The 24664-nt window shown below is 67.1% G+C and carries 16 protein-coding genes and 1 tRNA gene; 10 read left to right on the top strand and 7 right to left on the bottom strand.

All coding sequences use genetic code 11. The features are described 5' to 3' along the window. The first annotated feature begins 354 nt into the window (after positions 1-354). Both HWX14_RS04835 and HWX14_RS04830 read left to right on the top strand, forming a co-directional pair. Positions 355-1185 carry an undecaprenyl-diphosphate phosphatase gene (locus HWX14_RS04835; protein ID WP_021157259.1) on the top strand — a complete coding sequence of 277 codons (831 nt, stop codon included), beginning with the start codon at positions 355-357 and terminating at the stop codon, positions 1183-1185. A 185-nt stretch (positions 1186-1370) separates the two neighbouring features. Further along, positions 1371-1447 (top strand) — tRNA-Arg (locus HWX14_RS04830). A gap of 51 nt (positions 1448-1498) precedes the next feature. Here the strand turns inward: HWX14_RS04830 and glmS are convergent. From glmS to HWX14_RS04795, 7 genes are all read right to left on the bottom strand, one after another. Further along, positions 1499-3316, bottom strand: coding sequence for a glutamine--fructose-6-phosphate transaminase (isomerizing) (gene glmS, locus HWX14_RS04825; protein WP_175881768.1), 1818 nt, complete (start codon positions 3314-3316; stop codon positions 1499-1501). Between the two features lie 49 nt (positions 3317-3365). After that, positions 3366-4454: a hypothetical protein gene (locus HWX14_RS04820; protein ID WP_175881767.1), complete on the bottom strand. Its 1089-nt coding sequence runs from the start codon at positions 4452-4454 to the stop codon at positions 3366-3368. Between the two features lie 92 nt (positions 4455-4546). Then, positions 4547-6685, bottom strand: a complete 2139-nt coding sequence (locus HWX14_RS04815; protein ID WP_175881766.1) for a polysaccharide deacetylase family protein — start codon at positions 6683-6685, stop codon at positions 4547-4549. 330 nt (positions 6686-7015) lie between these two features. Then, a complete protein-coding gene (locus HWX14_RS04810; protein WP_175881765.1) occupies positions 7016-7789 on the bottom strand; it encodes a hypothetical protein in 774 nt (257 codons plus the stop codon). A 13-nt stretch (positions 7790-7802) separates the two neighbouring features. After that, positions 7803-8816 (bottom strand): YaiO family outer membrane beta-barrel protein, encoded by a 1014-nt coding sequence (locus HWX14_RS04805; protein ID WP_175881764.1) that lies wholly within the window; start codon positions 8814-8816, stop codon positions 7803-7805. A 10-nt stretch (positions 8817-8826) separates the two neighbouring features. Next, positions 8827-9822 (bottom strand): polymer-forming cytoskeletal protein, encoded by a 996-nt coding sequence (locus HWX14_RS04800; protein WP_175881763.1) that lies wholly within the window; start codon positions 9820-9822, stop codon positions 8827-8829. A gap of 3 nt (positions 9823-9825) precedes the next feature. After that, positions 9826-11388: a glycosyltransferase gene (locus tag HWX14_RS04795; protein ID WP_175881762.1), complete on the bottom strand. Its 1563-nt coding sequence runs from the start codon at positions 11386-11388 to the stop codon at positions 9826-9828. A 1183-nt stretch (positions 11389-12571) separates the two neighbouring features. Here HWX14_RS04795 and wecB point away from each other — a divergent pair. From wecB to HWX14_RS04755, 8 genes are all read left to right on the top strand, one after another. Continuing rightward, complete coding sequence (wecB, locus tag HWX14_RS04790; protein WP_175881761.1) at positions 12572-13789, top strand: UDP-N-acetylglucosamine 2-epimerase (non-hydrolyzing); 1218 nt, start codon at positions 12572-12574, stop codon at positions 13787-13789. A 453-nt stretch (positions 13790-14242) separates the two neighbouring features. Further along, positions 14243-14704 carry a (2Fe-2S)-binding protein gene (locus HWX14_RS04785; protein ID WP_175881760.1) on the top strand — a complete coding sequence of 154 codons (462 nt, stop codon included), beginning with the start codon at positions 14243-14245 and terminating at the stop codon, positions 14702-14704. Next, a complete protein-coding gene (locus tag HWX14_RS04780; protein WP_175881759.1) occupies positions 14701-17025 on the top strand; it encodes a xanthine dehydrogenase family protein molybdopterin-binding subunit in 2325 nt (774 codons plus the stop codon). The genes HWX14_RS04785 and HWX14_RS04780 overlap by 4 nt, the downstream gene beginning before the upstream one ends. A 691-nt stretch (positions 17026-17716) precedes the next feature. Then, positions 17717-17959, top strand: a complete 243-nt coding sequence (locus HWX14_RS04775; protein ID WP_175881758.1) for a hypothetical protein — start codon at positions 17717-17719, stop codon at positions 17957-17959. Positions 17960-18123: 164 nt separating this feature from the next. Next, on the top strand, positions 18124-19395 hold the full coding sequence (locus tag HWX14_RS04770) for an HlyD family efflux transporter periplasmic adaptor subunit (RefSeq protein ID WP_175881757.1): 1272 nt from the start codon (positions 18124-18126) through the stop codon (positions 19393-19395). Between the two features lie 11 nt (positions 19396-19406). Next, positions 19407-21629, top strand: a complete 2223-nt coding sequence (locus tag HWX14_RS04765) for a peptidase domain-containing ABC transporter (protein WP_175881756.1) — start codon at positions 19407-19409, stop codon at positions 21627-21629. Positions 21630-21632: 3 nt separating this feature from the next. After that, positions 21633-23060: a TolC family protein gene (locus HWX14_RS04760; protein WP_175881755.1), complete on the top strand. Its 1428-nt coding sequence runs from the start codon at positions 21633-21635 to the stop codon at positions 23058-23060. Then, positions 23042-24652, top strand: a complete 1611-nt coding sequence (locus HWX14_RS04755) for an acyltransferase domain-containing protein (RefSeq protein WP_175881754.1) — start codon at positions 23042-23044, stop codon at positions 24650-24652. The genes HWX14_RS04760 and HWX14_RS04755 overlap by 19 nt, the downstream gene beginning before the upstream one ends. The last annotated feature ends 12 nt before the right edge of the window (positions 24653-24664 follow it).

The raw sequence follows: 24664 nt of genomic DNA, 5'->3' as shown, positions 1-24664 counted from the left end.
CTAAACCGGTGATGTTGCCGGGTCATGACACTTCGTGGAGGGGGCCATGGATCTGGCAATGGCAATGGGAATCGCACTGTTCGGCATGTTCACCGGCAGCACGGTATTATTTTTCTATCAGCTCGGCCGCTGACGGCAATTCCTGCCGAAGTCGACAGGCCCGCCATGCAAATGGCGGGCTTTTTGCTTTCTGAGTGCTTACAAGTTGCAAGTGTTTGTGTGCATTGCCGCAATATCCTGCCAAATGCCTTGGCGCAGTAATCCTGGCTCGGCATAATCGGGGCGCGTTTTCCAGGACGCGCATCGCGTCGTCCGCCTTCCTTCCCGCTTGATCTTCACTAAAAGGACCGACGCGTGAGCCTCTGGTTTCTGGTATTCCTGAGCGTCCTGCAGGGCGTCACCGAACTCTTCCCCGTCAGCAGCCTCGGCCATACGCTGCTCGTGCCGGCGCTGTTCGGCATGCACATCGACAAGCACGCGCCGCAACTGCTGCCGTTCCTCGTCGCGCTTCACCTCGGCACCGCGCTCGCGCTGCTGTGGTACTTCCGCGCGCGCTGGATCGCGCTGATCGGCGGTTTCTTCGCGCAGCTCGGCGGCCGCAAGAACGATGACGGCCACCTGATGTGGGCGCTGATCATCGGCACGATTCCGACCGGCATCGTCGGGCTGCTGCTCGAGAAGCGCATCGAACGCGTGTTTCACGATCTGCGGATCGTCGCGATCGCGCTGATCGTCAACGGCGTGTTGCTGTGGCTCGGCGATCGCATCCAGCGCAGCCGTGCGCATCAGGCGCCCGAGAAGATGACATTCAAGCAGGCGTTCTTCGTGGGCCTCGCGCAGATCGGTGCGCTGATTCCGGGCTTCTCGCGCAGCGGGCTGACGATGATCGCCGGCAATGCGGCCGGGCTGACGGCGGAGAAGGCGGCGGAATTCTCGTTCCTGCTCGGCACGCCGATCATCTTTGCCGCGGGCGTGCTCGAACTGCCGAAGCTGTTCCATGCGCGCGACCAGCTCGCCGATGCGTTGCTCGGCGGCGTGCTGACGGCGATCGCCGCGTACCTGAGCGTGCGGTTCCTGATGCGCTATTTCGAAGGGCGCGGCCGGCTCGCGTCGTTCGGCGTGTATTGCGTGATCGCCGGCGTGTTCTGCCTCGGCTGGTTCATGCTGCATCCGCAGCCGGTTTGATGGCGCGGGCGCCGTCTCGCGTGATCTGACGCGATGATCGGGTATAATTTCGGGCTCGGCTTCATGCCGGGCCCGTTTTGTTTCGGGGGTTTGAGTGGGTGGGGGCGGTGTTGCTGACGCTGCCCGTTGCTCAAAAGCCCGATGCCGAATGCCGGCCCGTGTCAGGCTGTGTCTTTTCTCCCCGACCGCCCTTAGCTCAGTTGGATAGAGCAACGGCCTTCTAAGCCGTAGGTCACACGTTCGAATCGTGTAGGGCGGGCCAGTTTGATCGCTTGACGACCTTCGCGCACCCGCCCCGGGCACGCAAAACACCTCACTCCACCGTCACCGATTTCGCCAGGTTCCTCGGCTTGTCGATATCCGCCCCCCGCAAGCACGCTGCGTGATACGCGAGCAACTGCAACGGCACGACGTGCAAGATCGGCGACAACAACCCGTAGTAATCCGGCATCCGCAGCACCGACACGCCTTCGCCGTTGTCGATTCGCGTATCGGCATCCGCGAACACATAAAGCTGCCCGCCGCGCGCCCGCACTTCCTGCATGTTCGACTTGAGCTTTTCGAGCAGCGCGTCGTTCGGCGCGATCGTGGCGACGGGCATCGTATGCGTGACGAGCGCGAGCGGCCCGTGTTTCAGCTCGCCCGCCGGATACGCTTCCGCGTGGATATACGAAATCTCCTTCAGCTTCAACGCGCCTTCGAGCGCGATCGGGTAGTGCAGCCCGCGTCCGAGGAACAGCGCGTTTTCATGTCGCGAGAATTCCGCCGCCCAGCGCTCGATTTGCGGCTCCAGCCCCAGCACGTCCTCGAGCGCGCCCGGCAGGCGCCGCAACTGCATCGTATAGCGCGCGAGCTGCGCGTCGTCGACATAGCCGCGCAGCCGCCCGAGCGTGACGGCGAGAATGAACAGCGCGACGAGCTGCGTCGTGAACGCCTTGGTCGACGCGACGCCGATTTCCGGGCCGGCCCGCGTCAGGAAGCGCAGGCCGGTCTGGCGCATCATCGCGCTGGTCGGCACGTTGCAGATCGCCAGCGTGTCGATGTGGCCGAGCGCCTGTGCGTACTTCAGCGCGGCGAGCGTGTCGGCGGTCTCGCCGGATTGCGACACGCTGACCACCAGCGTATTCGGCATCGCGAGCGCGTCGCTGTAGCGGTATTCGCTCGCGATCTCGACCTGCGCGGGGATGCGCGCGATCGTCTCGAGCCAGCGGCGTGCCGTCAGGCCCGAGTAATGGCTCGTGCCGCACGCAAGAATCAGCACGTTGTCGATCTGCTCGAACGCGCGCGCGGCGTCCGGGCCGAACACCGCGGGATCGAACAGCCCGGCGTCGGGGATGGTCGCGGCCACGGCCTGCGGCTGCTCGAAGATTTCCTTCTGCATGAAGTGCCGGTATGGCCCGAGCTCGACCACGCCCTGCGTGGACGAAACGGTTTGTATCGCGCGTTCGACCGGCGCGCCGATGCGATCGAGCACCCGCACGCCGCCCGGCGTCAGTTCGACGATGTCGCCTTCCTCGAGAAAGATGAAGCGGTCGGTGATGCCGGCGAGCGCGAGCGCGTCGGACGCGAGAAAGCATTCGCCGTCCTTCACGCCGACGACGAGCGGCGAGCCGGCCCGCGCGCCGATCAGCCGCTGCGGCTCATGCTTGCTGAACACCGCGATCGCATAGGCGCCGTGCAGTTGCGAGGTCGCATCGCGTACGGCGGCGAGCAGGTCGCCGCGATACTTGCTGTGGATCAGGTGCGCGACCACCTCGGTGTCGGTCTGACCGTCGAACTCGTAGTGTTCGTCAGACAGTTGCTTGCGCAACGTTTCGTGGTTCTCGATGATGCCGTTGTGCACGAGTGCGATTTCGTCGCGCGAGAAAATCGGATGCGCGTTGCAGGTGGCCGGCGCGCCGTGGGTTGCCCAGCGCGTATGCGCGATGCCGGTGCTGCCGGTCAGGCCGGCGCTGCGCACGTGGGCGTCGAGATCGGCGACGCGCGACATGCTGCGCTCGCGGCGTGCCTGGCCGTCGACGACCGTCGCGACCCCGCATGAATCGTAGCCGCGATATTCAAGGCGGCGCAAACCTTCGATCAGAATCGGGACGATATCCCGTTGCGCGACCGCGCCGACGATGCCACACATGACACGTCTCCTTCCCTGTAGATGTCCCCGGACCGTGCGCACGCGTGGATCAGCGTGACGCGGTCTCCGTTGTCGCCGCCGTCGTGAAGCCGCATTGAGCGGGTGCGACCGGGTCGGCCATCCGGCTTTCGAATGCCAGATAAAGCGCCTCCTCCAGTACGTTCCAGTGGGCGCCGTGACGGTACGGGCCGGATCGGGCATGCCAGCACGCGACCGTGTTCCAGTCGCGCATCTTGAATGCGACCAGTGCGATCAAGCCCCACGGATAATCGGAGCCTGCGAGTTGCAGCCAGGTTTTGCCGTACTTCTGCATCCACTGCCCGTAGATCGCCTCGCTCGATTGTTCGGGAACCTGAATGCCGGACAGGAGCGGAAAGACCTGCGCGACTTTGGCGGGATAGAACGTCGTGTCGCTGATACGCTGCGTGCTCGCGCGAAAGCCGGACTGCGTGCCCCGCCAGAACACCTTCAGGATCGCGGACGCCAGCCGGTCGGCGCGCTGGCTCCACGGGCCGGCGTGCGTGTAGTCGGCATGGCGGACGTAGTACGCGGCGAGCGCCTGGAACGCGCTGTGTACCTCGACGTTGTCCATCAGCAGCGCGACGTGCAGCGTCGACGAGATCTGGTAGACGCCGGTGGGCTTGCTGAGCAGCGTATCCAGATGCGCACCCGCGCGATTCAGGCTGAGTTCCCATGCGGCGGGCAGGCCCTCGGGCGGCGCGAAGCGGGCGAGCAGTTCGATCCAGGTCGCCATCATCGCGTCGTCGGCGTCGGCTTCGGCGCACGAGCTGTACTGGCCGCTCTTCATGCAGTAGCGATCGAAGCCGCCGTCTGGACGCTGGCGCGGCAACAGCCACGCAATCCATGCGAGCGCGGCCTGATGCGCGTCGAGCCCCGCATCGGCGGCGCCGAGCAGCGCCTTCGCCGCGAAATAAGGATCGATGCCGGCGCCGTTCAGGCGCACGGTGATCGCGCCGTCGGGGCGTTGGTAGAGTCCGTTGAGCTGGAGTTCGGCGGCGCTCGCCTGCAGCGCGCCGCCGCATGCGGCGACACAGCAGGCGACGCACCACCGGCGGCATAGCCGGGCGATGGCCGCCGCGCGTGCGCGTGCGGCCGGGAAAAGCGCGGGCCGGTTCATGATGGGGGGCTCCTGCGCGATAGTCTTGCGCAAATCCCGCCGGGCGCGGCGTTGGCCGCGTCGCGCGCCGGCGGGTGTGTCGATGTCGCGGCTCAGTGCACCTTGGCGCTGGTGAACTTGAGACTGGTGCCGCTGTTCGCGGTCACGAGCCAGTACGTCGAGTCGGTGATGCCGACGCTGCCGAAGCCTTGCGTGATGACCGGCATTGCAAAGCCCTTCTTCGGCAGCAGCCACGTCATGTTCGCGAGGCTGGTCGGGTGGCTGGCGGCGAACGTCCAGCCGCTGCCCGTGTCGGTGGCCGACCACGTGACGTTCAGGCGTGCACGATCGAAGGTCGTGATGTCACTCATCGTGTACCACTTGAATTGACCCGTCAGTTTCAGCGTATTGGCTTGCGAGAAGATCGCGGACAACGTCGACGTGTAGGACGACGCGCCCAGCGGATGCGCGTAGATCAGCCGGCTCGTGCGGTTCGCGACGACGAAGTTCATCAGGGATGCGTACCAGTTGTTCACGTCGGCCGTCGGCACCGCGTATTGCTGGAACTCCTCGAACGTCGCGTACTTGCCGAACGGCATCACGGGGTAAGCCCACAGGCCCGGGTTCAGCAGCGCGCCGTTGCGGTATGCGCGGGTCGGTGCCGAGCCGGTGTGGCCGGTGAAGTAGTAGCCGTTGAAGCCGTTGCTTTCGAGCCAGTTGACCGACCAGGTCGGCGTGTTGCCTTCCGGCGCCGCATATTCGACGTCCGGCTGGCCGGTCGCGGCCTGGACGGCCTGATGGTTCATCACGAGGTACTGCGTGAACGTGCTCGCGTTCGTTTCGCTCGCATTCGCCCCCCAGTAATCATGAATCCAGCCGCCGTGGCTGCCGACGCGATGGCCCTTGGTCAGGAAATACTTGACGAGGTTTTGAGCGGTCGGGTTGTTCGCGAGGTTGATGCCGTTGCCGTCGCCGAAGGTCGCTTCGTCCGGGCCAGCAGTGATCACGAGCGAGAACGGGCCGTTATTCCATACGCCGAGGTTCTTCAGTTGCAGCGCCGGCTGGATCTGGTCGCCCGCGCAGAAGTGCCAGTTGAACACGAGCCCGGCCATCGCCTTCGGCAGCGCCGACAGCGACGGCAGGTTCAGCATCTGCGTGCCGAAATAATGCAGGTAGCCGTGGATCAGCATGCCGTCGGTCTGGCCGTCGAGGTAGGCGAGCGGCAGGTTGACGAACAGCACGCCGCCGTTGCCATACGTGTTGTAGCCGGACACCAGCCCGAAGGTCGGCGAGGTCAGGATCGTCGTGCCGGTGTACGTCCCCTGCGTGACGAAGCTCGGATAGGTGAGGAAGCCGTACACGTAGCCGGAGATGCCTTCGAGCGTGTCGGTGGTGGTGGCCAGCGTGGACGCGAGCGTGTTGGCCGTCTTGCCGGTCGACGTGCTCAGGAGCGAATTGGCGGTATACGCCGTGGTCTTCTTCAGCTTGCCGGTCACGGTGCCGGTCAGCTTCGGGGCCGTCTGGTTCAGCACGCCGCTGCCCGTGGGCGGCGTCGTGTACTTGAACCATGCGTCGTGGTTGTAATTGGCGAGGCCGCCCGGATTCGACGGGCTGGCGGCCAGAAACTGTGCGCTACCCGACGACGCGTTCGTCGACGCGCCCGAGGTGCTCGTCGATGCGAGCGCACTCGCGGTCGTGGTGGTCGACGAAGTCGTGCTCCAAGCCATCGACTTGCCGGGAGGCACCTGGAGCGTGCGCAGCCAGCTGCTCATGCCGGTCACGTTGCCGAGGCCGATCATGTTGCCGCCGTATTGGTCATACAGCACGTAGTCGACACCGGCCATGCTGCTGAAGCGCGATTTCGGGCTGACGTAGAAGCCGGCTGAATTCAGCACGCCGAAATCGTAGACGAGCATCACCTTGCCGCCGTTCAGCGCGTAGTTCTGGATCGCCGTCACGAGCGTGTCGCTGGCCGTCGTGTGCACCTGGTCGGGCAGGATCAGGCCCGGATACTGCGACAGCGATGCGCCGGCCGCCATGAACTGGCTGTCGGTCATCACCGTGATCTGCAGCCCTTCTTCCTGCGCGCTGTCGAGCCATGCGGACACGCGCGAATCGGGCAGCGTCAGCGTGTCGGGCACCAACAGGAGGAGCTGGTTGGTGGCCGCCTGAACGCCGCCCGGACTGAATGCGAACGCGAGCGCGAACAGCGCGAACAGGATCCGCAAGAACTTGCCTGACTTTGCCAACATGGTGTGCTCCTCGCTCAAGGAATGGGGCATGCGGCAGCCGTGATGCGCGTGCCGCCAGGTCGACCAATCCAGCCCCGTAGGTGTGTGCGGCTGTCCGGTTCGTCGGGTATCGAGCGGTGCGTGTCGACGGCGGCCGGATTGCGCCCATGCGCCGGTGTGCCGCGCTGCCTTCGCCGATGAGAGGACTCGATACGACGTAGTGAAAGAAGCGAACAACGTGCCATTGGCGCAGGAAGCCCGGTCCTGCTGGCTTCCTGCGGCGCGGGTCGCGCGGCGGGTCCGGAAACACGCCGGATTCGTTTCATCGCTGATACGGCGCGTTTGGACGCGCTATCGGCAGACGGAATCGCGATCGCGCGTCAGCGCGCCGGGCCAGCTTGCGCAGTAGGTGTAGAGCGTGACCAGCAGGCCGATCAGCAGCGGCCCGCCGAGCAGGAAATAGCAGAACGGCAGGAACAGCAGCGAGCCGTGATGGACGATCGTCGCGTGCAGCAGCATCACGAACGGCAGCGCGAGCACGAAGTAGCCGAGCACCAGCAGCGACGCGACGGCCTTTTGCAGCAGCGAGAAATCGAGCGGGTAGTACAGCGCGGCCATGACCAGCGGGATCAGCGCGATCGCCGCGCCGTGCAGCACGAACATGTCGCGCAGGTGCAGTTGCGGGACATACGGGAACGTGCCCGGCGCGAGCCAGAAGTACGCGCAGATCAGCAGCTGGGTGAAGCTCGCGATACGTAACAGATATGCAACGGGCAGCCAGCGCGTGCGCCGGATGAAGGATACGGCGAAGCCGATCGCACAGAGCGCGGCGGTGGCGACCAGCAGCATGCCGCCCGGCATGCGGGCCGCGACGTCGATCGACAGCAGCGGCACGCGCGGCGCGTCGGGCGGATAGCCGATCACGATCACGTGAAGCGCCGGATCGATCTGGTGCGCGCCCCACGCCATGACCGCGCGCCAGTAGCGCCACGCGAGCGGCAATCCGAACCACAGCGCCGCGTACAGCGCGGGCGTCAGCAGCGCGATCGACGACAGCCAGCGCTGCGGATACGCGTGGGTGCGCAGCGAACGATCGACGGGAGGACGGACGGGATGCGTCTGCATGGCGCCCGCCCGGTTACCAGCGATAGAAGACGCTGAGCTCGCCGCCGATTCGTGAGTAGTACGGGTTGTGGTAATAGTCGAATTCGAGTTGCGTTCCCCACTTGCGCGTGAACCAGTAGCGCCATTTCGCGGTGATCTCGTGGCTGCGGAAATCCGCGATCTGCGAGCCCGAGCCGGTGACCTGATACGCCTCGCGGCCGACGCCGCCGCGCAGCACGATCACGCTCTTGCCGACTTCGCCGTAGGTGACGGCGCCGTAGTACGCGGGCGCCTTCACCGATCCGGGCGAATCGACCGTATAGTTCGCGCCCGCCTCGAAAATCCACTTCGGCAATGCGTACCAGATCACGCCCGCGTGATAGAGCTGATCGCGGTGGCCGCTGCGGTTCCACGCGTAGCCGGCGCCGAGCGACGCGACCAGCGAACGATCGGACAATAGCTTGCGGTTGATCGACACGTCGACGCGCGCACTCGGCAGGATCGTGCCTGACGTGGTGCCGGAAAAGCCGATTCCGCCGAACCAGTCGGGGCCCAGATCCTGTACGTAGGTCAGCGCGCCGAGCTGCGTGTTTTCGCCGAAGCGATGCAATTGCGCCAGTTCGCCGAGCACGGTGCGGCCGGCATCCTGATAGACGCCGCGCAGGTGCACGCCGTACCAGTCGCCGTAGCCGTGCGTCAGGTGTGCGTTCGAATAGCCGAGCGTCAATTCGGTGTGCGATTCCTGCGGCGCCTGCACATGTGTGACGACTGCATCGGGCAGCGGCGGCCGGTTCGTGTCCTCGGGCGTGAACTCCGCGAGCGGCACGCCGTCCGGCAGGCCTTCGGCCTCCACGCGCACGAACATCGACTCGTCGCGCATCCGTGGCGTGATGATGGTCGCGGGGTCCGGCGGCTGCACGGCCGGCGCGGCGGCGGCATCGTCCGGCTGCTCCGCCAGCGCCGCGGGCGCGCCGAAGGCGACGCCGCACAGCATCGCGAGGGTGGCAACCGGCACGCGCGGACCGCGATGGCTGGGGCGATCGGACATGAGGCGCTCCTTAACGGGATGTGTGGAACCAGCCGCTGCGCCACGCCACGAGATCGCCATGCACGCAGGCATGATTGACGATCGAGACGTCGCGTGCGCACGCACTGACCGGATGACCGGCGACCCCGATGCGCGCACCCGTCAGTCGCAGCAGGCCGCCGGCCGACACGACGCCGTCGATGCAGCTTGCGCTGGCGAGCAGCACGTCGTCGCGCGCGAATACCGCGCCGTGCAGCAACGCGTGGCGCTCGAGTTCGACGCGATGCGCCTTGACGCTGCCGCGCAGCACGCAGCCTTCGCCGAGGACGACCGTCCCTTCGACGATCAGGTTGCCTTGCACGACCGTGTGCGCGGGCAGGCGAACGTCGCACGGCAGCAGGTAGCGACCGTGCAGGAAGCGATGCGGCAGCGACGCGAAGTGGCGGGTGAGCGAGACCGCGCGGCGCGGGGCGGCCGGTGTATCCGCGGGCCGCGGGTCGGGCGCCGCGCCGAAGACGAGCGGCTCGCCATACAGGCACGCGAAGCCGCCGGCCCCGCGCAGGCGCACCGTGTCGCCGACCACGACGCCGCGCAGCACCGCATCGTCGACGTCGATCAGCGGCGCATGCGCGAGCGTGCCGATCGTCGCGCCGGCGCGGATGTCGATGCGCTGGTCGGCGAATGCGTACGCCGCCCGCGCGCCTTCGTCGAGCGTGACCGTGCGATCGGCGTAGAGCACGTCGTCGCGATGCGCGTCGCGTGCGACCTGGATTGCATCCGCGTGCTGGACGGCCAGCCCGAGCGCTTGCCACGGCGGCGCAATCGACGCATCCGGCGGCGGCGTGCCGGCCACGTGCGCGCGCAGCGCGTCGTGCCAGCGCGCGGCGAGCAGCGGCTGATCGACGAACGGCCCGTCGCCGATCGGCAGCGCCGCGACGTCGCTGCGCCGGATCAGTTCATGCAGCATCGGCAGGAACGGCAGGGTGAGCACGCCGGCCACCGGCACCATCACATTGAAGGTCGTCATCGATCATCGCTCCGGTTTCAACTGCCGGCGAAAACGCTCGGTCTTGTCCCATTTCAGTTCGCGGCGGAACACGGCGTCGAGCGCGAGCCCCCAGAGCGCGGAGACGACCGCCGCGATCGTCACGCAAAAGCCGACGACGTTGACCGGCACGAGCCGCAAACGCGTCGCGCGGCCGTCGAGCCGGGCGGCGACGACGATCTCGAAGAACACGCCGAAGTTGCCGAAGGTGCTGAACGAGAACAGCGCGAACAGCGACAGGAGCAGGCCGAGCTCGGTCGAGTTGACGCCGTTGAACAGGTAGAGCGCGAGCGCGGCGCTCCACGCGAGCGCGAGCAGCGCGGGCATCGCGAACACGCCGAGCAGCAGTGCGCCGTCGAGCCGGCAGCGCCGCGAGATCAGCGGATTGCGCAGCACCGGCACCAGATAGCGCAGCATCGTCTGGTTGTGGCCCTTCGCCCAGCGCGTCAGTTGCCGCGCGCGGACGGCCCAGCGCTCCGGCACTTCCTCATAACATTCGGCGTGGTTCAGATAGACCGTGCGCCAGTCGCTCAGCAGCAGGCGGTAGGTCATGTCGGTATCTTCGGCGAGCGTGTCGTCGCACCAGCCGCCCACGGCGTCGAGCGCGCCCTTGCGGATGCCGCCGACCGTGCCGCCGTATTGCGGCACCAGGTCGAGATTGTTGCGGGCTTGCTGGTTGACCTGATAGCCGCCCGCGCGCTCGAGATCGAGCAGCCGCGCGAGCAGGTTGCTGTCGGCGTTCTGCGGCACCACGCGGCCCATCACCGCGCCGACTTCCGGATCGAAGAACGGCGCGACGAGTTCCTTCAGCAGCCCCGGGCGCGGCAGGTAGTCGGCGTCGAATACCACCATGATGTCGCCGCGGATGAAGCGCAGCGCATCCTTCAGCGCGGCTGCCTTGCCCGGCTTGCCGGTTTCGCGGTGAAACGGCTGGATCAGTTCGGGCGCGAGCGCCCGCACTTCGTCGATCAATGCGCGGGTGTTGTCGGTCGAGCGGTCGTTGACCGGGACGATCGTGAGCCGGTCGCGCGGGTAGGTCGTCGCCAGCAGCGCCATCAGGCAATCGACGATGACGGTTTCCTCGTTGTGGGCGGCGACGAAGACCGTGAGCCGCGGCCAGTCGCCGTGGGTCATCGTCCGGTAGGGCGCATGCTGCGGCTTGAACAGGCGGTCGAGGCTGAATACGTAGTGCCGTGCGGCGTACCCGCACGTCAGCAGCGTGAACAGCCACAGGTACGCCACGCACGGCATCAGCAACAGCTCGGGATCGAACGTGATGTCCGGTGTGCGGGCGGGCGGCGGCGCGAGCGATGCATCCGGATCGGGCGAGGCCTGCTCTGCGAGCGGGAGCGTCGCGCTATCGAGTGCGGTGTGCTCCATCGCAATCGCGGCGGTTGCGGTGGTCGGGGCGGTTGCGGCGGGCACGCCGAACCCGGCCGGTTCGGCGCTCGCCTGCGATGCGGTGTCGTGCACGAGCAGCGAGCAGGCGAGCACGATCAGCAGCAGGATGCCTTGCTCGCAGAGTGACGCCGCCCGCGTTCGTTTCATGTCCTCGTCCCCGTGCCCGCGACGACGACCGATGAGAGCTGAAGGCGCTCCGTGGATCGCGCGGACGTCAATGGGAAGCGGTGGCGCGTTCGTCGCATCGGGGCGGTCGTCGGTTGCCCCGGACGGACGCGTCGCGTCGCCTCCCGGCTTCGTTGCTATGGCGTCCCCGTCTGTCTGCTGCCATGCGAGTGCTTCGGGACGTACCTGTCTGACATTAAGCAAGGCGTGAGCCATCTGCCGCGATGCCCCGTGCAGCAAGGGGCCGCGCACGGGAAACGGATGCAGCACGCGTGCGGTCGGCGTGTTTTGATTCAATGACGAATCAGCGTGCATGCGTCGCATGCGACCCCGCACGGTCGGGCGCGCGCATCACGCCCATCGTGCGGCGACCGGGTCGTCGAACCTGTCGATGATGTCTTGCCGGGTGTCGCTTGGCACGACGGGGCGCCGTGTGTCGCTCGTCGTGTGCGCGTCGGTCCGGCGGTCGGAACGATTGCGGCCATCACATGTGACGAATAGACGGGACTCCGATGTATTTGCCGGTTTCGGATCGGCGTTACACATTCGCAACATTTCCCGCGACCGGATTCGTGCGACGCAAGCACCGTCGGTGACGGACGAATTCCTGCGTGCGCGACGGCGGTCGACGCTCGCGCACGCGCGATGCGCTGCACAGACGAAAGTGGCGAATCGAGGCGACGCAAAGCGCATCGAAAGGTACGCGCGATTCGCGTCGTGACGAATGCTCGACATGCATGCGCGATTCGTCGGACGACGGCGTCAGACGGATCGCGCGGGCGTCCGGCTGTTTATCGTTGTCGTGTCGATCCGGCGATGCGACCGTCCGTAGCAGTTGTGAAACATTCCGTAACGCACCGTCCGCGCGCGATGGCCGCGGAACGAAGCGGGCCGGGATGCGGGCCGGTTGGTTTGAATATTGCTGTAGTGGGAGGACGTGACGCTCGACACAGCGAGGAACGGCTCATGACGTGATGGATTCAGTGCAACGGGACGCCGGTGGTACGACGATTCGCGCGGCCCGGACCGCGCGGACGAAGCGGTGCGCTCGCCCGGCAACATCGCCGCGTGTCGATCGCGTGCGAGCACGGGATGCGCCGCCCGAATACATGCTTCGCGCCGCGTGCGGGATCGCCGGGCGCGAGGCGGCTAAACGAGGATAACGATGAAGAAGATCTTGCTTGTGTTCGGGACTCGGCCGGAGGCCATCAAGATGGCGCCGCTGGTGCGTGCGCTGAAGGCGCAAACGGATGTCGACGCCCGGGTGTGCGTGACCGCGCAGCATCGGGAAATGCTCGACCAGGTGCTGACGCTGTTCGACATCAAGCCCGACTACGATCTCAACCTGATGCGGCAAGGCCAGACGCTGACCGACGTGACGACCGGCATTCTCCAGGCGATCGGCGTGGTCTTCGACGATTTTCGGCCGGACGTCGTGCTGGTGCACGGCGATACGACGACCACGCTCGCGGTGAGCCTTGCCGCGTTCTATCGCTATCTGCCGGTCGGTCACGTGGAAGCCGGCTTGCGCAGCGGCGACATCTGGTCGCCGTGGCCGGAGGAGCTGAATCGCCGCGTGACCGATGCGGTGTCGTCATGGCATTTCGCGCCCACCGGGCAGGCACGCGACAACCTGCTGAGCGAGGGCGTGCCAGGTGGGGCCGTCTCGCTGACCGGCAATACCGTGATCGATGCGCTGCACGAGGTCAAGCGCATGCTGGATCGCACCGCCGCGCTGTCGGACAAGATCGCCGCGTACTTCCCGTTTCTCGAACCGTCGCGGCGCGTCGTGCTGATCACCGGGCATCGTCGCGAAAGTTTCGGCGAACCGTTCCGGCATTTCTGCGACGCGCTGTGCACGCTGGCGAGCCGCTATCGCGATGCGCAGTTCGTCTATCCGCTGCACCTGAACCCGAACGTGCGGGAGCCGGCGCGCGCGCGGCTCGGCGGCGTGCCCAACATCTACCTGATCGAGCCGCAGGAATATCTTTCGTTCGTATTCCTGATGTCGCGCGCGCATTTCATCATCACGGATTCGGGCGGCATTCAGGAAGAGGGGCCCGCGCTCGGCAAGCCGGTGCTCGTCACGCGCGAGACGACCGAGCGGCCCGAAGCGATACAGGCCGGCACCGCGCGGCTCGTCGGCACCGATCAGGACCGGATCGTGTGGGAGGCGTCGCGGCTGTTCGACAGCGAGAGCGCGTACGAGGAAATGTCGCGCGCGAGCAATCCGTACGGCGACGGCCATGCGAGCGAGCGGATCGTTCACGCGCTGATGCGTACGCCCGGCGTGCCCACGAAGACGACCAGCTTCTCGATGGGCGCGGCGGAAATGTCGTTCAACGCGCTCACGCTCGGGTTGCAGGCGTTGCGGTCGCCGTGAGGCGGCCCGCGCGCTAGCGTCTTCCGGCTCGTTCTACCCAGTCGTCAGGCATCCGGTCCGGCCGCAAGGTCGGCCGGATGCTTGCGCGTGTACGACCCGGAACGAATTTCCCCGCTGCATTCGGAAGTCTCGCCACCGACACGTCCGGTTTCCGTCCGTGTTTTCTCCCCGCTTGCCTAAAACTCCGGAATCCGCCCAATCCGACGTCGAATCCGAAATGGTTCGATAATGCGGGCGGCGATCCATGCGGACGAGCAGCTGGCCCGAGTGAGGTTGAAAGGTTGCGCAAGCAACCGGCAGCAGCATCGTTCGCAGCATCCGCCCGGCCGTGCCTGCACGCGACACGGTCGACGAAACGGCGCCACGCCTGCCTGGTCGTTCGGAATGGGTGCCGCGCCGTTCGAATCCCCACTCGGTGCCTGCCCGGCGGGCATCGCAACCAGGAGGTGAACGATGATCACGCTGACCGTCAACGGTAGCGAGCAGCACTTCGACGGCAATCCCGACATGCCGTTGCTCTGGTATCTGCGCGATGTGCTCGGCCACACCGGCACCAAGTTCGGCTGCGGGATGGCGCTGTGCGGAGCGTGCACCGTGCATCTCGACGGCGTCGCGATCCGCGCGTGCATCACGCCCGTCGCGGTCGCCGCCGGCAAGCGCGTGACGACGATCGAGGGATTGTCGACCGATCTCACGCATCCGCTGCAGCAGGCGTGGCAGGAACTGAACGTCGCGCAATGCGGCTACTGCCAGTCCGGGCAGATCATGCAGGCCGCGTCGCTGCTGAAGGCGAATCCGCATCCGAGCGACGCCGACATCGACGATGCGATGTCCGGCAACATCTGCCGCTGCGGCACCTATACGCGCATTCGCGCGGCGATCCGGCTGGCCGTGCGCCGCGGAGGTGCCGCATGAGCGCGCCCGAACTCTCCGTCCACAACGAAAGCCGTCGCGCGCTGCTGCGCGGTTTCGCCTCCGGCGGGCTGCTGCTCGCGTTCGGCGTGCCGGCGCTCGCGCAGGCGGCCGCGCCGGTGCAGCCGCCCGTCAGCGCGAATCCGCAGTATGGCGGCGCGGGAATGCCGCACGGGTTGCGCGACGATCCGAACTTGTTCGTTGCGATCGCACCGGACGGCACCGTCACGGTGACCTGCATCCGCTCCGAGATGGGGCAGGGCGTGCGCACGAGCGTCGCGCTCGTGGTGGCCGACGAGCTGGGCGCGGACTGGGCGCGCGTGAAGGTCGCGCAAGCGGTCGGCGACGAGCCGCGCTACGGCAACCAGAACACCGACGGTTCGCGCAGCCTGCGCCAGAGCTTCGCCGCGCTGCGCCGCGCGGGGGCGGCCGCGCGCACGATGCTCGAGCAGGCCGCGGCAGCGACGTGGGGCGTCGACGTGCGCCAGGTGAAGGCGACGGTGCACGAGGTCGTCGACACGAAAACCGGACGCACGCTCGGCTTCGGCGAACTGGCCGCGAGGGCCGCCGCGCTGCCGGTGCCCGATACGAAAAGCGTGGCGCTGAAGGCGCCCGCCGACTTCCGCTATATCGGCAAGGGCAAGACGGCGCTGATCGACGGACGCGACATCGTCGGCGGCCGTGCGCAGTACGGGATCGACACGCGGCTCGACGGCATGCTGTACGCGGTCGTCGCGCGCCCGCCGGTCTATGGCGATACGGTGGGGTCATTCGACGCAACGGCCGCTGAAAAGCTGCCGGGTGTCGTCAAGGTCGTGCAACTGGCGTCGACGCCGCTGCCGTTCGGCTTCCAGCCGCTCGGCGGCGTGGCCGTCATTGCGCGCGATACGTGGACGGCCATCCAGGCCCGCGCGCAGTTGAAGATCGACTGGAAGCGCGGGCCGCATGCGGACTACGACTCGGCCGCGTATCGCAAGACGCTCGAAGCGGCCGCCGCGCAGCCGGGCGACGTGATCCGCAACGACGGCGATGCGGCGGTCGCACTCGCCGGCGCCGCGAAACGCGTGCGCGCGACCTACTACATCCCGCATCTGGCGCACGCGACGATGGAGCCGCCCGCGGCCGTCGCACGCGTGGCCGACGGCCGCTGCGAGGTGTGGACCTGCACGCAGGCGCCGCAGACCACGCGCGACGAGATCGCGAAGGCGCTCGGCGTGCCGACCGAGCGCGTGACGGTCAACGTGACGCTGCTCGGCGGCGGCTTCGGCCGCAAGTCGAAGCCCGATTACGTGGTGGAAGCCGCGTTGCTGTCGAAGGCGGTCGGCGCGCCGGTGAAACTGACGTTCACGCGCGAGGACGACATCGCGCACGACTACTTCCACGCGGTATCGCTCGAAGCATTCGACGGCGGGATCGATGCGGCGGGGAAGGTGGTCGCGTGGCAGCATCGCACGGTCGCGCCGTCGATCCAGTCGACGTTTCGCGCCGGCGTCGTGCACGAGCAGCCCGGCGAGCTCGCGCAAGGCATCGCGGATCTGCCGTTCGCGATTCCGAACGTGCGGATCGAGAATCCGGCCGCTCAAGCGCACACGCGGATCGGCTGGTTCCGCTCGGTGTACAACATCCCGCATGCGTTCGGCATCCAGAGTTTCGTGTCGGAGCTCGCGCATGCGGCCGGCCGCGATCCGAAGGATTTCCTGCTCGACCTGATCGGGCCCGCGCGGCGTTTCGAGCCGCACATCGCGGTGAAGAACGTGAACTACGGCGAGGATCCCGCGCTGTATCCGGTCGACACGGGCCGGCTGCGGCGCGTGGTCGAGACGGTCGCGCGCGAAGCCGGCTGGGGGCGCAAGCGGCCGAAGGGGCACGGGCTCGGAATCGCCGCGCATCGCAGCTTCGTGTCGTACACGGCGGTGGTGTGCGAGGTGCAGGTCGGCGCGGACGGCAAGATCTCGGTGCCGCGCGTCGACATCGCGATCGACTGCGGGCCGCAGGTCAATCCGGAGCGCGTGCGCTCGCAGCTCGAGGGCGCGGTGGTGATGGGGCTCGGCATTGCACTGCACGGCGAGATCACGTTCAAGGACGGCCACCCGGAGCAGAGCAACTTCAACGGCTTCCAGGTGCTGAGGATGAACGAGGCGCCGCGCGAAATCCGCGTGCATCTGGTGGCGCCCGACGACTATGCGACGCCCCTCGGCGGCGTGGGCGAGCCGGGCCTGCCGCCCGTGGCACCGGCGCTGACCAACGCGATCTTCGCGGCGACCGGCACGCGCATCCGCAGCCTGCCCGTCGCGGATCAGTTGTCGAAGCCGAAGGCGGCGTAGTGACGTGTTGCGCGCCGGGCCGTCTGCATGGCCCGGCGCGCACTTTCGAGAATCAACTGAGGGCATTCAATCGCCGTATTCAAGTTAGGCATTCTCAATAAAAATAGAATGAATCGCCTCGAAATATCGGGTTAGCCCGATGGTGCGGTATCGTACAAAGAGCGTACGGAAAGTGTCCGATCATTGGGCCGTCGAATTCAGTGCGGTAAAAATTTCAGAGGGGATATCTGGTGTCGATCGGCCGTTCAATGATGTTTGGTTTGATTCGGTGAACGACATTTAGCACGCGATTATTCTCGGTCGATCCTCGGGCGGGTATTCGTACTCATTTCACTTTTCGAGTTTCACGACGTGCGGACGCCGCGGCATCCATGCACGGTGGCGCCTGCGCGTCCGTTGCCCGGCGGCCTTCTGGCCGGGCGCCGCGCGAGGCGAGGAATAATCGCGGGTCGTCAGTCGATCACTGTCCGGTTGCCGATCAGGGTGAAAAGTCGATCGATTGATTCGAGTCGTCGGGGTTTTGCGCGCCATTCGAATGGAATAAGTGCATCAGTTTAAATCGGCTCGAACGATGCGATTGCGCCGTTCGAAAGTTTAAATGTATTTAACGTATTGATCTGCGTCGCAATCGCGGCGTGGTTCGATGCCTCGCTAGATGGGTTATCTAGCATTTTAAAACTGGAGAAATGCAATGCAAGAGCTGAATCAGCAGGAAATCGCCCAGGTTGCCGGTGGCTACTACAGCGGCCCGGGTATCCCCTCCGCACTGGGCAACATCATCGAATGGGGCGGCAGCACCGCGGAGAGCATCGGCAATGCGCTGACGTTCGGCATCTTCGCCGCACCGGTCAAGCAGGCATACAACATCGGCGAGACGATCACGACCGCCGCCGTGAACCTGCTCGACGGCCTGTTCGGCGGCCCGATTTACTGAGTTGCCGCCATTGAGGCGACGCGGTAGCCGCCGCGTTTCCCGATGATGGAACCGACGATCCGGTATGCACGGGTCTTCCTTGTATACCGGATCGCTTTTGCCGGTTCCGATGCGTGGCAGCGGGTGGAAGCTGATTCCGAAATGTGGCGATACGCTGGGTGAAAATGGAGTTCGGTCTCTTTCGTTCTGAAGCGGCACAGGCTCAACGGATGCGCGTGATGGGCGACATCGTGCTCGTGCACCCGATGTCCATGACGCTGCTGACGGCCGTCGCGCTGGTCATGGCCACCTGCGTGGTGCTGTTCTTCGCGTTCGGGACCTATACGCGGCGCACGACGGTCAGCGGCGTGGTGATGCCGGATTCCGGGCTGGTCAAGGTCTATGCATTGCAGCCGGGCATCGTGGTCGAGCGCGACGTGAAGGAAGGGCAGCGCGTGACGCGCGGGCAGACGCTCTATACGGTGTCGACCGACCTGCAAAGCGCGGCGGCAGGCGCCACGCAAGCCGCGCTGATCGCGCAGGCGCGACAGCGCAAGGCGTCGCTGCTCACCGAAATCGACAAGACGCGCAGCCTGCAGCAGGACGAGCGCGACACGCTGCGCGCGAAGATCGCGAACCTGAAAGGCGCGCTCGCGCAAATCGACGACCAGCTCGCGGCCCAGCGGCTGCGCACGTCGATCGCGGCCGACGGCGCGACGCGCTATCGCGGCCTGCTCGCGCAGGATTACATCTCGAAGGACCAGGCGCAGCAGCGCGAGGCCGATCTGCTCGACCAGCAGTCGAAGCTGAACGGGCTGCTGCGCGACCGCGCATCGACGCTGCAGTCGCTCACCGAAGCGAGCAACGAACTGTCGGGGCTCGGCTTCAAGCAGCAGAACCAGCTCGCGCAGATCGACCGCACCGTGATCGACGTCGACCAGAACCTGATCGAAAGCGAGGCGAAGCGCCGGATCGTCGTCACCGCGCCGGAGACGGGCATCGTGACGGCCGCGATCGCCGACGTCGGCCAGTCGGTCGAACCGTCGCGGCCGCTCGCGAGCGTCGTGCCGGGCGGCGCGCGCTGGCAGGCGCACCTGTTCGTGCCGAGCACGGCGATCGGCTTCGTGCGGGCGGGCGAGCCGGTGCTGATCCGCTATCAGGCGTTTCCTTACCAGAAGTTCGGCCAGTACCGCGCGACGGTCGTGTCGATCGCGCGCACGGCGCTGTCGGCGGCCGAACTCGCGAACGACGGCGGCCCCGCGGCGACGCCGGGCGAGGGGCGCGACGCGACCTTCTACCGCGTGGTCGTCGCGCTCGATGCGCAGCACGTCACCGCGTACGGCGCGCCGCAACCGCTGCAGGCCGGCATGACGCTGCAGGCGGACATCCTGCAGGAACGCAGGCGCCTGTACGAGTGGGTGCTCGAGCCGCTCTACAGCCTGACCGGCAAACTCTGACGAGGTCGCGCATGGCATTACTCGATCGACTCTCGTTCGGCATCGGCCGCCGGCTGCCGATGATCCTGCAGACCGAAGCCGCCGAATGCGGGCTCGCGTGTCTCGCGATGGTGGCGGGCTATCACGGCCACCACGTGGATCTCGCGACGCTGCGCGGACAATTCCCCGTGTCGCTGAAGGGCGCGGGCCTCGGTCGCGTGATCGAGGTCGCGCAGCGTCTCGCGCTCGGCACGCGCGCGGTGAAGCTCGACCTGGCGCAGCTCGGGCAGCTTCGCGTGCCGTGCCTGCTGCACTGGAATTTCAACCACTTCGTCGTGCTGAAGGAAGTGAACGGCAAGACCGCGACGATTCACGATCCGTCGCACGGCATCCGCAAGGTGCCGCTCGCCGACGTGTCGCGCGCGTTCACCGGCGTCGCGCTCGAGCTGTGGCCGGCCGCCGGCTTCGCGCCGCGCGCGGCGCGCCCGGCGGTCAAGCTGCGCGAACTGCTGGGCCCGGTGTCGGGACTGTCGCGCTCGCTCGCGCAGATCCTGGTGCTGGCGATCGCGCTGGAAGTGTTCATGCTCGTGCAGCCGTTCTTCCTGCAGTGGGTGATCGACGAAGTGATCGTCAGCGCCGATCGCGACCTGCTCACGGTGCTGGCGCTCGGTTTCGGCCTGCTGCTGCTGATGCAGCAGGCGACCGGCGCGATGCGCGCGTGGGCGTTGATGGTCGTGGGCGTCACGCTGAACATCCAGTGGCGCGCGAACGTGTTCACGCATCTGCTGAGCCTGCCGGTGCGCTACTACGAGCGGCGTCATCTCGGCGACGTCGTGTCGCGCTTCGGTTCGATCGACACGATCCAGCAGACGCTGACGACGTCGTTTCTCGGCGCGGTGATCGACGGGCTGATGACGATCGTCACGCTCGCGATGATGTTCGTGTACAGCCGCGTGCTCGGCGTGGTCGCGCTCGTGACGATGACGCTGTACGCGCTGGTCCGATGGATGTGGTACGCGCCGCTGCGGCGCGCGACCGAGGATCAGATCGTGCACGCGGCCAAGCAGCAGAGCCATTTCCTCGAGACGGTGCGCGGCGTGAAGACGATCAAGCTGTTCAACCGCCAGACGGAGCGGCGCGCGAGCTGGATCACGCTGCTGGTCGAGCAGGTCAATGCGGGCCTGCACGTGCAGAAGCTGCAGATCTTCTATCAGCAGCTCAACGGCCTGCTGTTCGGCATCGAGAACGTGCTGATCATCTGGCTCGGCGCGCGGATGGTGATGGACGGTCAGTTCACGGTCGGCGTGCTGATGGCGTTCAACGCGTACAAGAGCCAGTTCGACAGCCGGGTCGGCAGTCTGATCGACAAGTATTTCGAAGTGAAAATGCTGCAACTGCAGGGCGAGCGGCTGGCCGACATCGTGTTCGCGCAAGCGGAGCCGGACGCGAGCCTGCGCAACGTGCCGGGCGAGGCGGAGGCACTCGACGCGAGCATCGAGATCGACGGGCTGTCGTTTCGTTACGCGGACGGCGAGCCGCTGGTGCTGGACGGCGTCAGCACGACGATCGCGGCCGGCGAATCGGTCGCGATCGTCGGGCCCTCCGGTTGCGGCAAGACGACGCTGATCAGCGTGCTGCTCGGGATTCACGAGCCGACGGGCGGCACCGTGCGGATCGGCGGCCTCGACGTCGCGCGGCTCGGCATCGACAGGCTGCGCGGGCTCGTCGGCACGGTGCTGCAGGACGACGTGCTGTTCGCGGGCTCGATCGCGGACAACATCAGCTTCTTCGACCCGGATGCGGACCCGCAGTGGGTGGCCGAATGCGCGCGCTTCGCGGCCGTGCACGACGACGTCGCCGCGATGCCGATGGGCTACAACACGCTCGTCGGCGACATGGGCACGGTGCTGTCCGGCGGCCAGAAGCAGCGCGTGCTGCTGGCGCGCGCGCTGTACAAGCGGCCGGCCATCCTGGTGCTCGACGAGGCGACGAGCCATCTCGACATTCAACGCGAGAAGCAGGTCAATGCGGCCGTCACGCAGCTCGCGATGACGCGGCTCATCGTCGCGCACCGGCCGGAGACGATCGCGTCGGCGCAGCGCGTCATCATGCTGCAGGGCGGCAAGATCGTGCTCGACCAGTCGACCGCGGCGATGCGCGCGGCGGCCGCGGCGAAGCCGTCCGGCGGCGCGCCGGCCGAACCGCAGCACGCGCCGCACGATTCCGGTTTGGCACAGCCGGTCGCGGGGCGCTAGACGATGACACGCGCTCTCGCCATCGTGCTGGCCGCCGTTGCCTGCGCGGCATTCGCGTCGCCGGCACGTGCGCAACTGCTCGACGTCTATCGCACGCGCGACGATGTCGCGGCGACACAGGGCGGATCGATGGCGTCGGCGACCGCGTGCGGCGCACCGCACGTCGACGGCCGGCCGCTCGCGCTCGAGGATGCGATCCTGCAGGCGATCTGTTCGCATCCGCAGTTGACCCGCACGTGGTCGGACGCGCGCGCGGCGACGGCCGAGGTCGGCGTGGCGAAGGCCGCGTACTGGCCGACGCTGAACGCGACGGCCGGCATCCAGCGCGACAACCTGACGACCGACTACAACGGCGGCTTCTCGCAGAACCAGCGCAGCAGCAGCCGCTACGGGATGCTCAACCTGAGCTGGGTGCTGTTCGATTTCGGCAAGCGCGGCGCGAATCTCGATCGTGCGCGTGCGCTGCTGCGCGCGGCCAACGCCGCGCACGACGATACGTTGCAGAGCGTGTTCTTCGACGCGGCGCAGGCGTTCTATGCGCTGCGCGACGCGCAGGCGGCGCTCGAGGCGGCGCAAGCCGTCGAGCGCGCGGCGCAGGAAAGTCTCGCCGAAGCCACCGCGCGTCACGACGGCGGCGCGGGCACGCTCGGCGACGCGTTGCAGGCCCAGACGACCTATCGCAAGGCGCTGCTCGATCGCGTGAGCGCGGAAGGCGACCTGCAGAACGCGATCGGCACGCTCGCGACGACGCTCGGCGTCGATGCCGACACGCCGTTGCGCATCGCCGACGCGGAACCGTCGCCCGATCGCGACGACTTCACGCGCGGCGTCGCCGACCTGATCGCCGAAGCGAAGCGCCATCACCCGAAGCTGATCGCCGCGCGCGAGAAGCTCGACGCGGCACGCGACCAGGTTCGCGCGGTGCGGGCGCAGACGCTGCCGACGATTTCGCTGACGGGCAGCCTGTCGCGCAACAACCCGTCGTACCAGCAGCAGCCGTCGTTTTTGCAGATCCAGAGCAGCCACGGCAATTCGATCGGCATCCAGGTGTCGATTCCGTTGTTCGAAGGGTTCGCGTCCGGCTATCGGGTCGCCGAGGCGAAGGCGCAGGCCGATGCACAGGAAGCCGACGTGCGCAGTACCGAGCTCAAGGTGTCGCTCGATGTGTGGAAGAGCTACCAGAGCCTGCAGACCGATACGACGAACCTCGACAACTCGCAGCATCTGCTGGACACCGCGCTGCATTCGCTCGACATCGCGCGCGGCCGCTACAAGGCCGGCGTCGGCACGTTCACGGAACTATTGAATGCGCAGTCGGCGCTCGCGGATGCGCGCCGGCAACGCGTGCTCGCGGTGTCGAAGTGGCGCACCGCGAGACTGAAGCTGGCCGAGAGCCTCGGGAGATTGGGATTATGGAACGACGCGAGTTGATTCACGCGGGGCCGGACGCGGACGGCGCGCAAGCGCGCGGCTGTGCGTTCCTGTTCCCGGGGCAGGGCGCGTTCTACGCGGGCGCGCTGCGGCAGCTCGGCCGCGAGCATCGCAGCGTGCGGCAGACGCTCGATACGATCGACGCGATCGCGAGCGAACGGCTCGGCCGCCCGCTGACCGGCGCGCTGTGGCGCGACGACGCGGGGCTCGACACGTGGCTGCGCGACGCGCCCGATTTGCTGCAACTGGGAATCTTCGGCGCGTCGGTCGGGATGTTCGGCGTGCTGCATGCGCGCGGCGTCGTGCCCGACGTGCTGATCGGACACAGCTTCGGCGAGATCGCGGCGCTGGTGTGCGGCGGCCTGTATTCGATCGAGCAGGGCGCGCGAATCGTCTGCGACCGGATTGCGTCGCTGCAGGCGGCCGCGCCGGCGGACGGGATGATGGCCGCGATTGCCGCGGGCGCCGATGCGACGCGCGAGCTGATCGACGCGAGCGCCATCACGCATGCGGTGCGCAACGTGTGCGTCGCGGTCGAAAACCATCCGTCGCAGACCGTCGTGTCGGGCCCGCGCGATGCGCTGGAACGCTTCGTCATGGCTTGTGCGGCGCGCGGCGTGACCGCGCAGGCGCTCAGGTCTCCGTACGGCTTTCATCACCCCGACCTGGCCGGTGCGCGCGAACAGTTCGCTGCGCGGCTGGCCGCCTATCCGCATCGCGCGCTCGCGATTCCGGTGTATTCGCCGATTCTCGGGCGCCGCTACAGCGTCGCCGACGATCCCGGTGCGCGGCTCGCGTCGCATTTCGTGTTGCCGGTGCGGTTCGCGGATGCGATTCGCGCCGCGCGCGCGGACGGCATCGTGCGCTATGTCGAGTGCGGCGCGCTCAACGCGCTGGCGCGCATCGTCGTGCGCATCGCGGGGCCGGGCACGGTCAGGACGTTCGGCGGCCCGTCGAACGCGACAGAGGAATCGAGCGTCGTCACGACGATCACCCGTTATTTCCAGGAGGACAGCATCATGAAAGACGATATTCGCATCGGCAACGCCGGCTCCGGTTTCGACGCGTTCTGGCATGCGCGTGGGCCGCACATCGTCGACTGGCTCAAGGGCGAACTGCGTCACGCGTTCGACGCGGCGAGCGCGGCGCCGGCAGGCGCGGCACCGGGCGTAACGCCGTTCGCACCGCAGCCGGAGCCGAGCGTCGCACCTGCGCCGCGGCTGGCCGCTGTAGGCGGGCCGGCATTGACGGCGGTTCCTGCGCCGTCGGTCGCGCACGAACCGTTCGCGGCGGCCGCGGCTGACGCCGCCGCGCCGGCGAGACCCGCACACGTGCCGCGCGAGCGGCTGTTCTCCGAGCTCGTCGACATCTACGCGCAGGCGATGGAGTATCCGGCCGAGGTGTTCTCCGAATCGATCGAACTCGAGGCCGAACTCGGCATCGACTCGGTCAAGCAGACCGAGATCATCCAGCGCATTACGGCGCGCTATGCGTTGCCGCCGCTGCCCGCGAATTTCCGCAGCGGCGATTTCAAGGCGATGGGGCAGATCGTCGATTTCGTCTACGAGAACCAGGGAAAGGCAGCCGCCTGACGGCGGCGGGCC

It is taken from the genome of Burkholderia sp. BCC0044, from assembly GCF_902832955.1.
GTDB lineage: Bacteria > Pseudomonadota > Gammaproteobacteria > Burkholderiales > Burkholderiaceae > Burkholderia.
The sequence above is the reverse complement of the archived record's forward strand: the minus strand, read 5'-3'. Positions and strand labels throughout refer to the sequence as shown.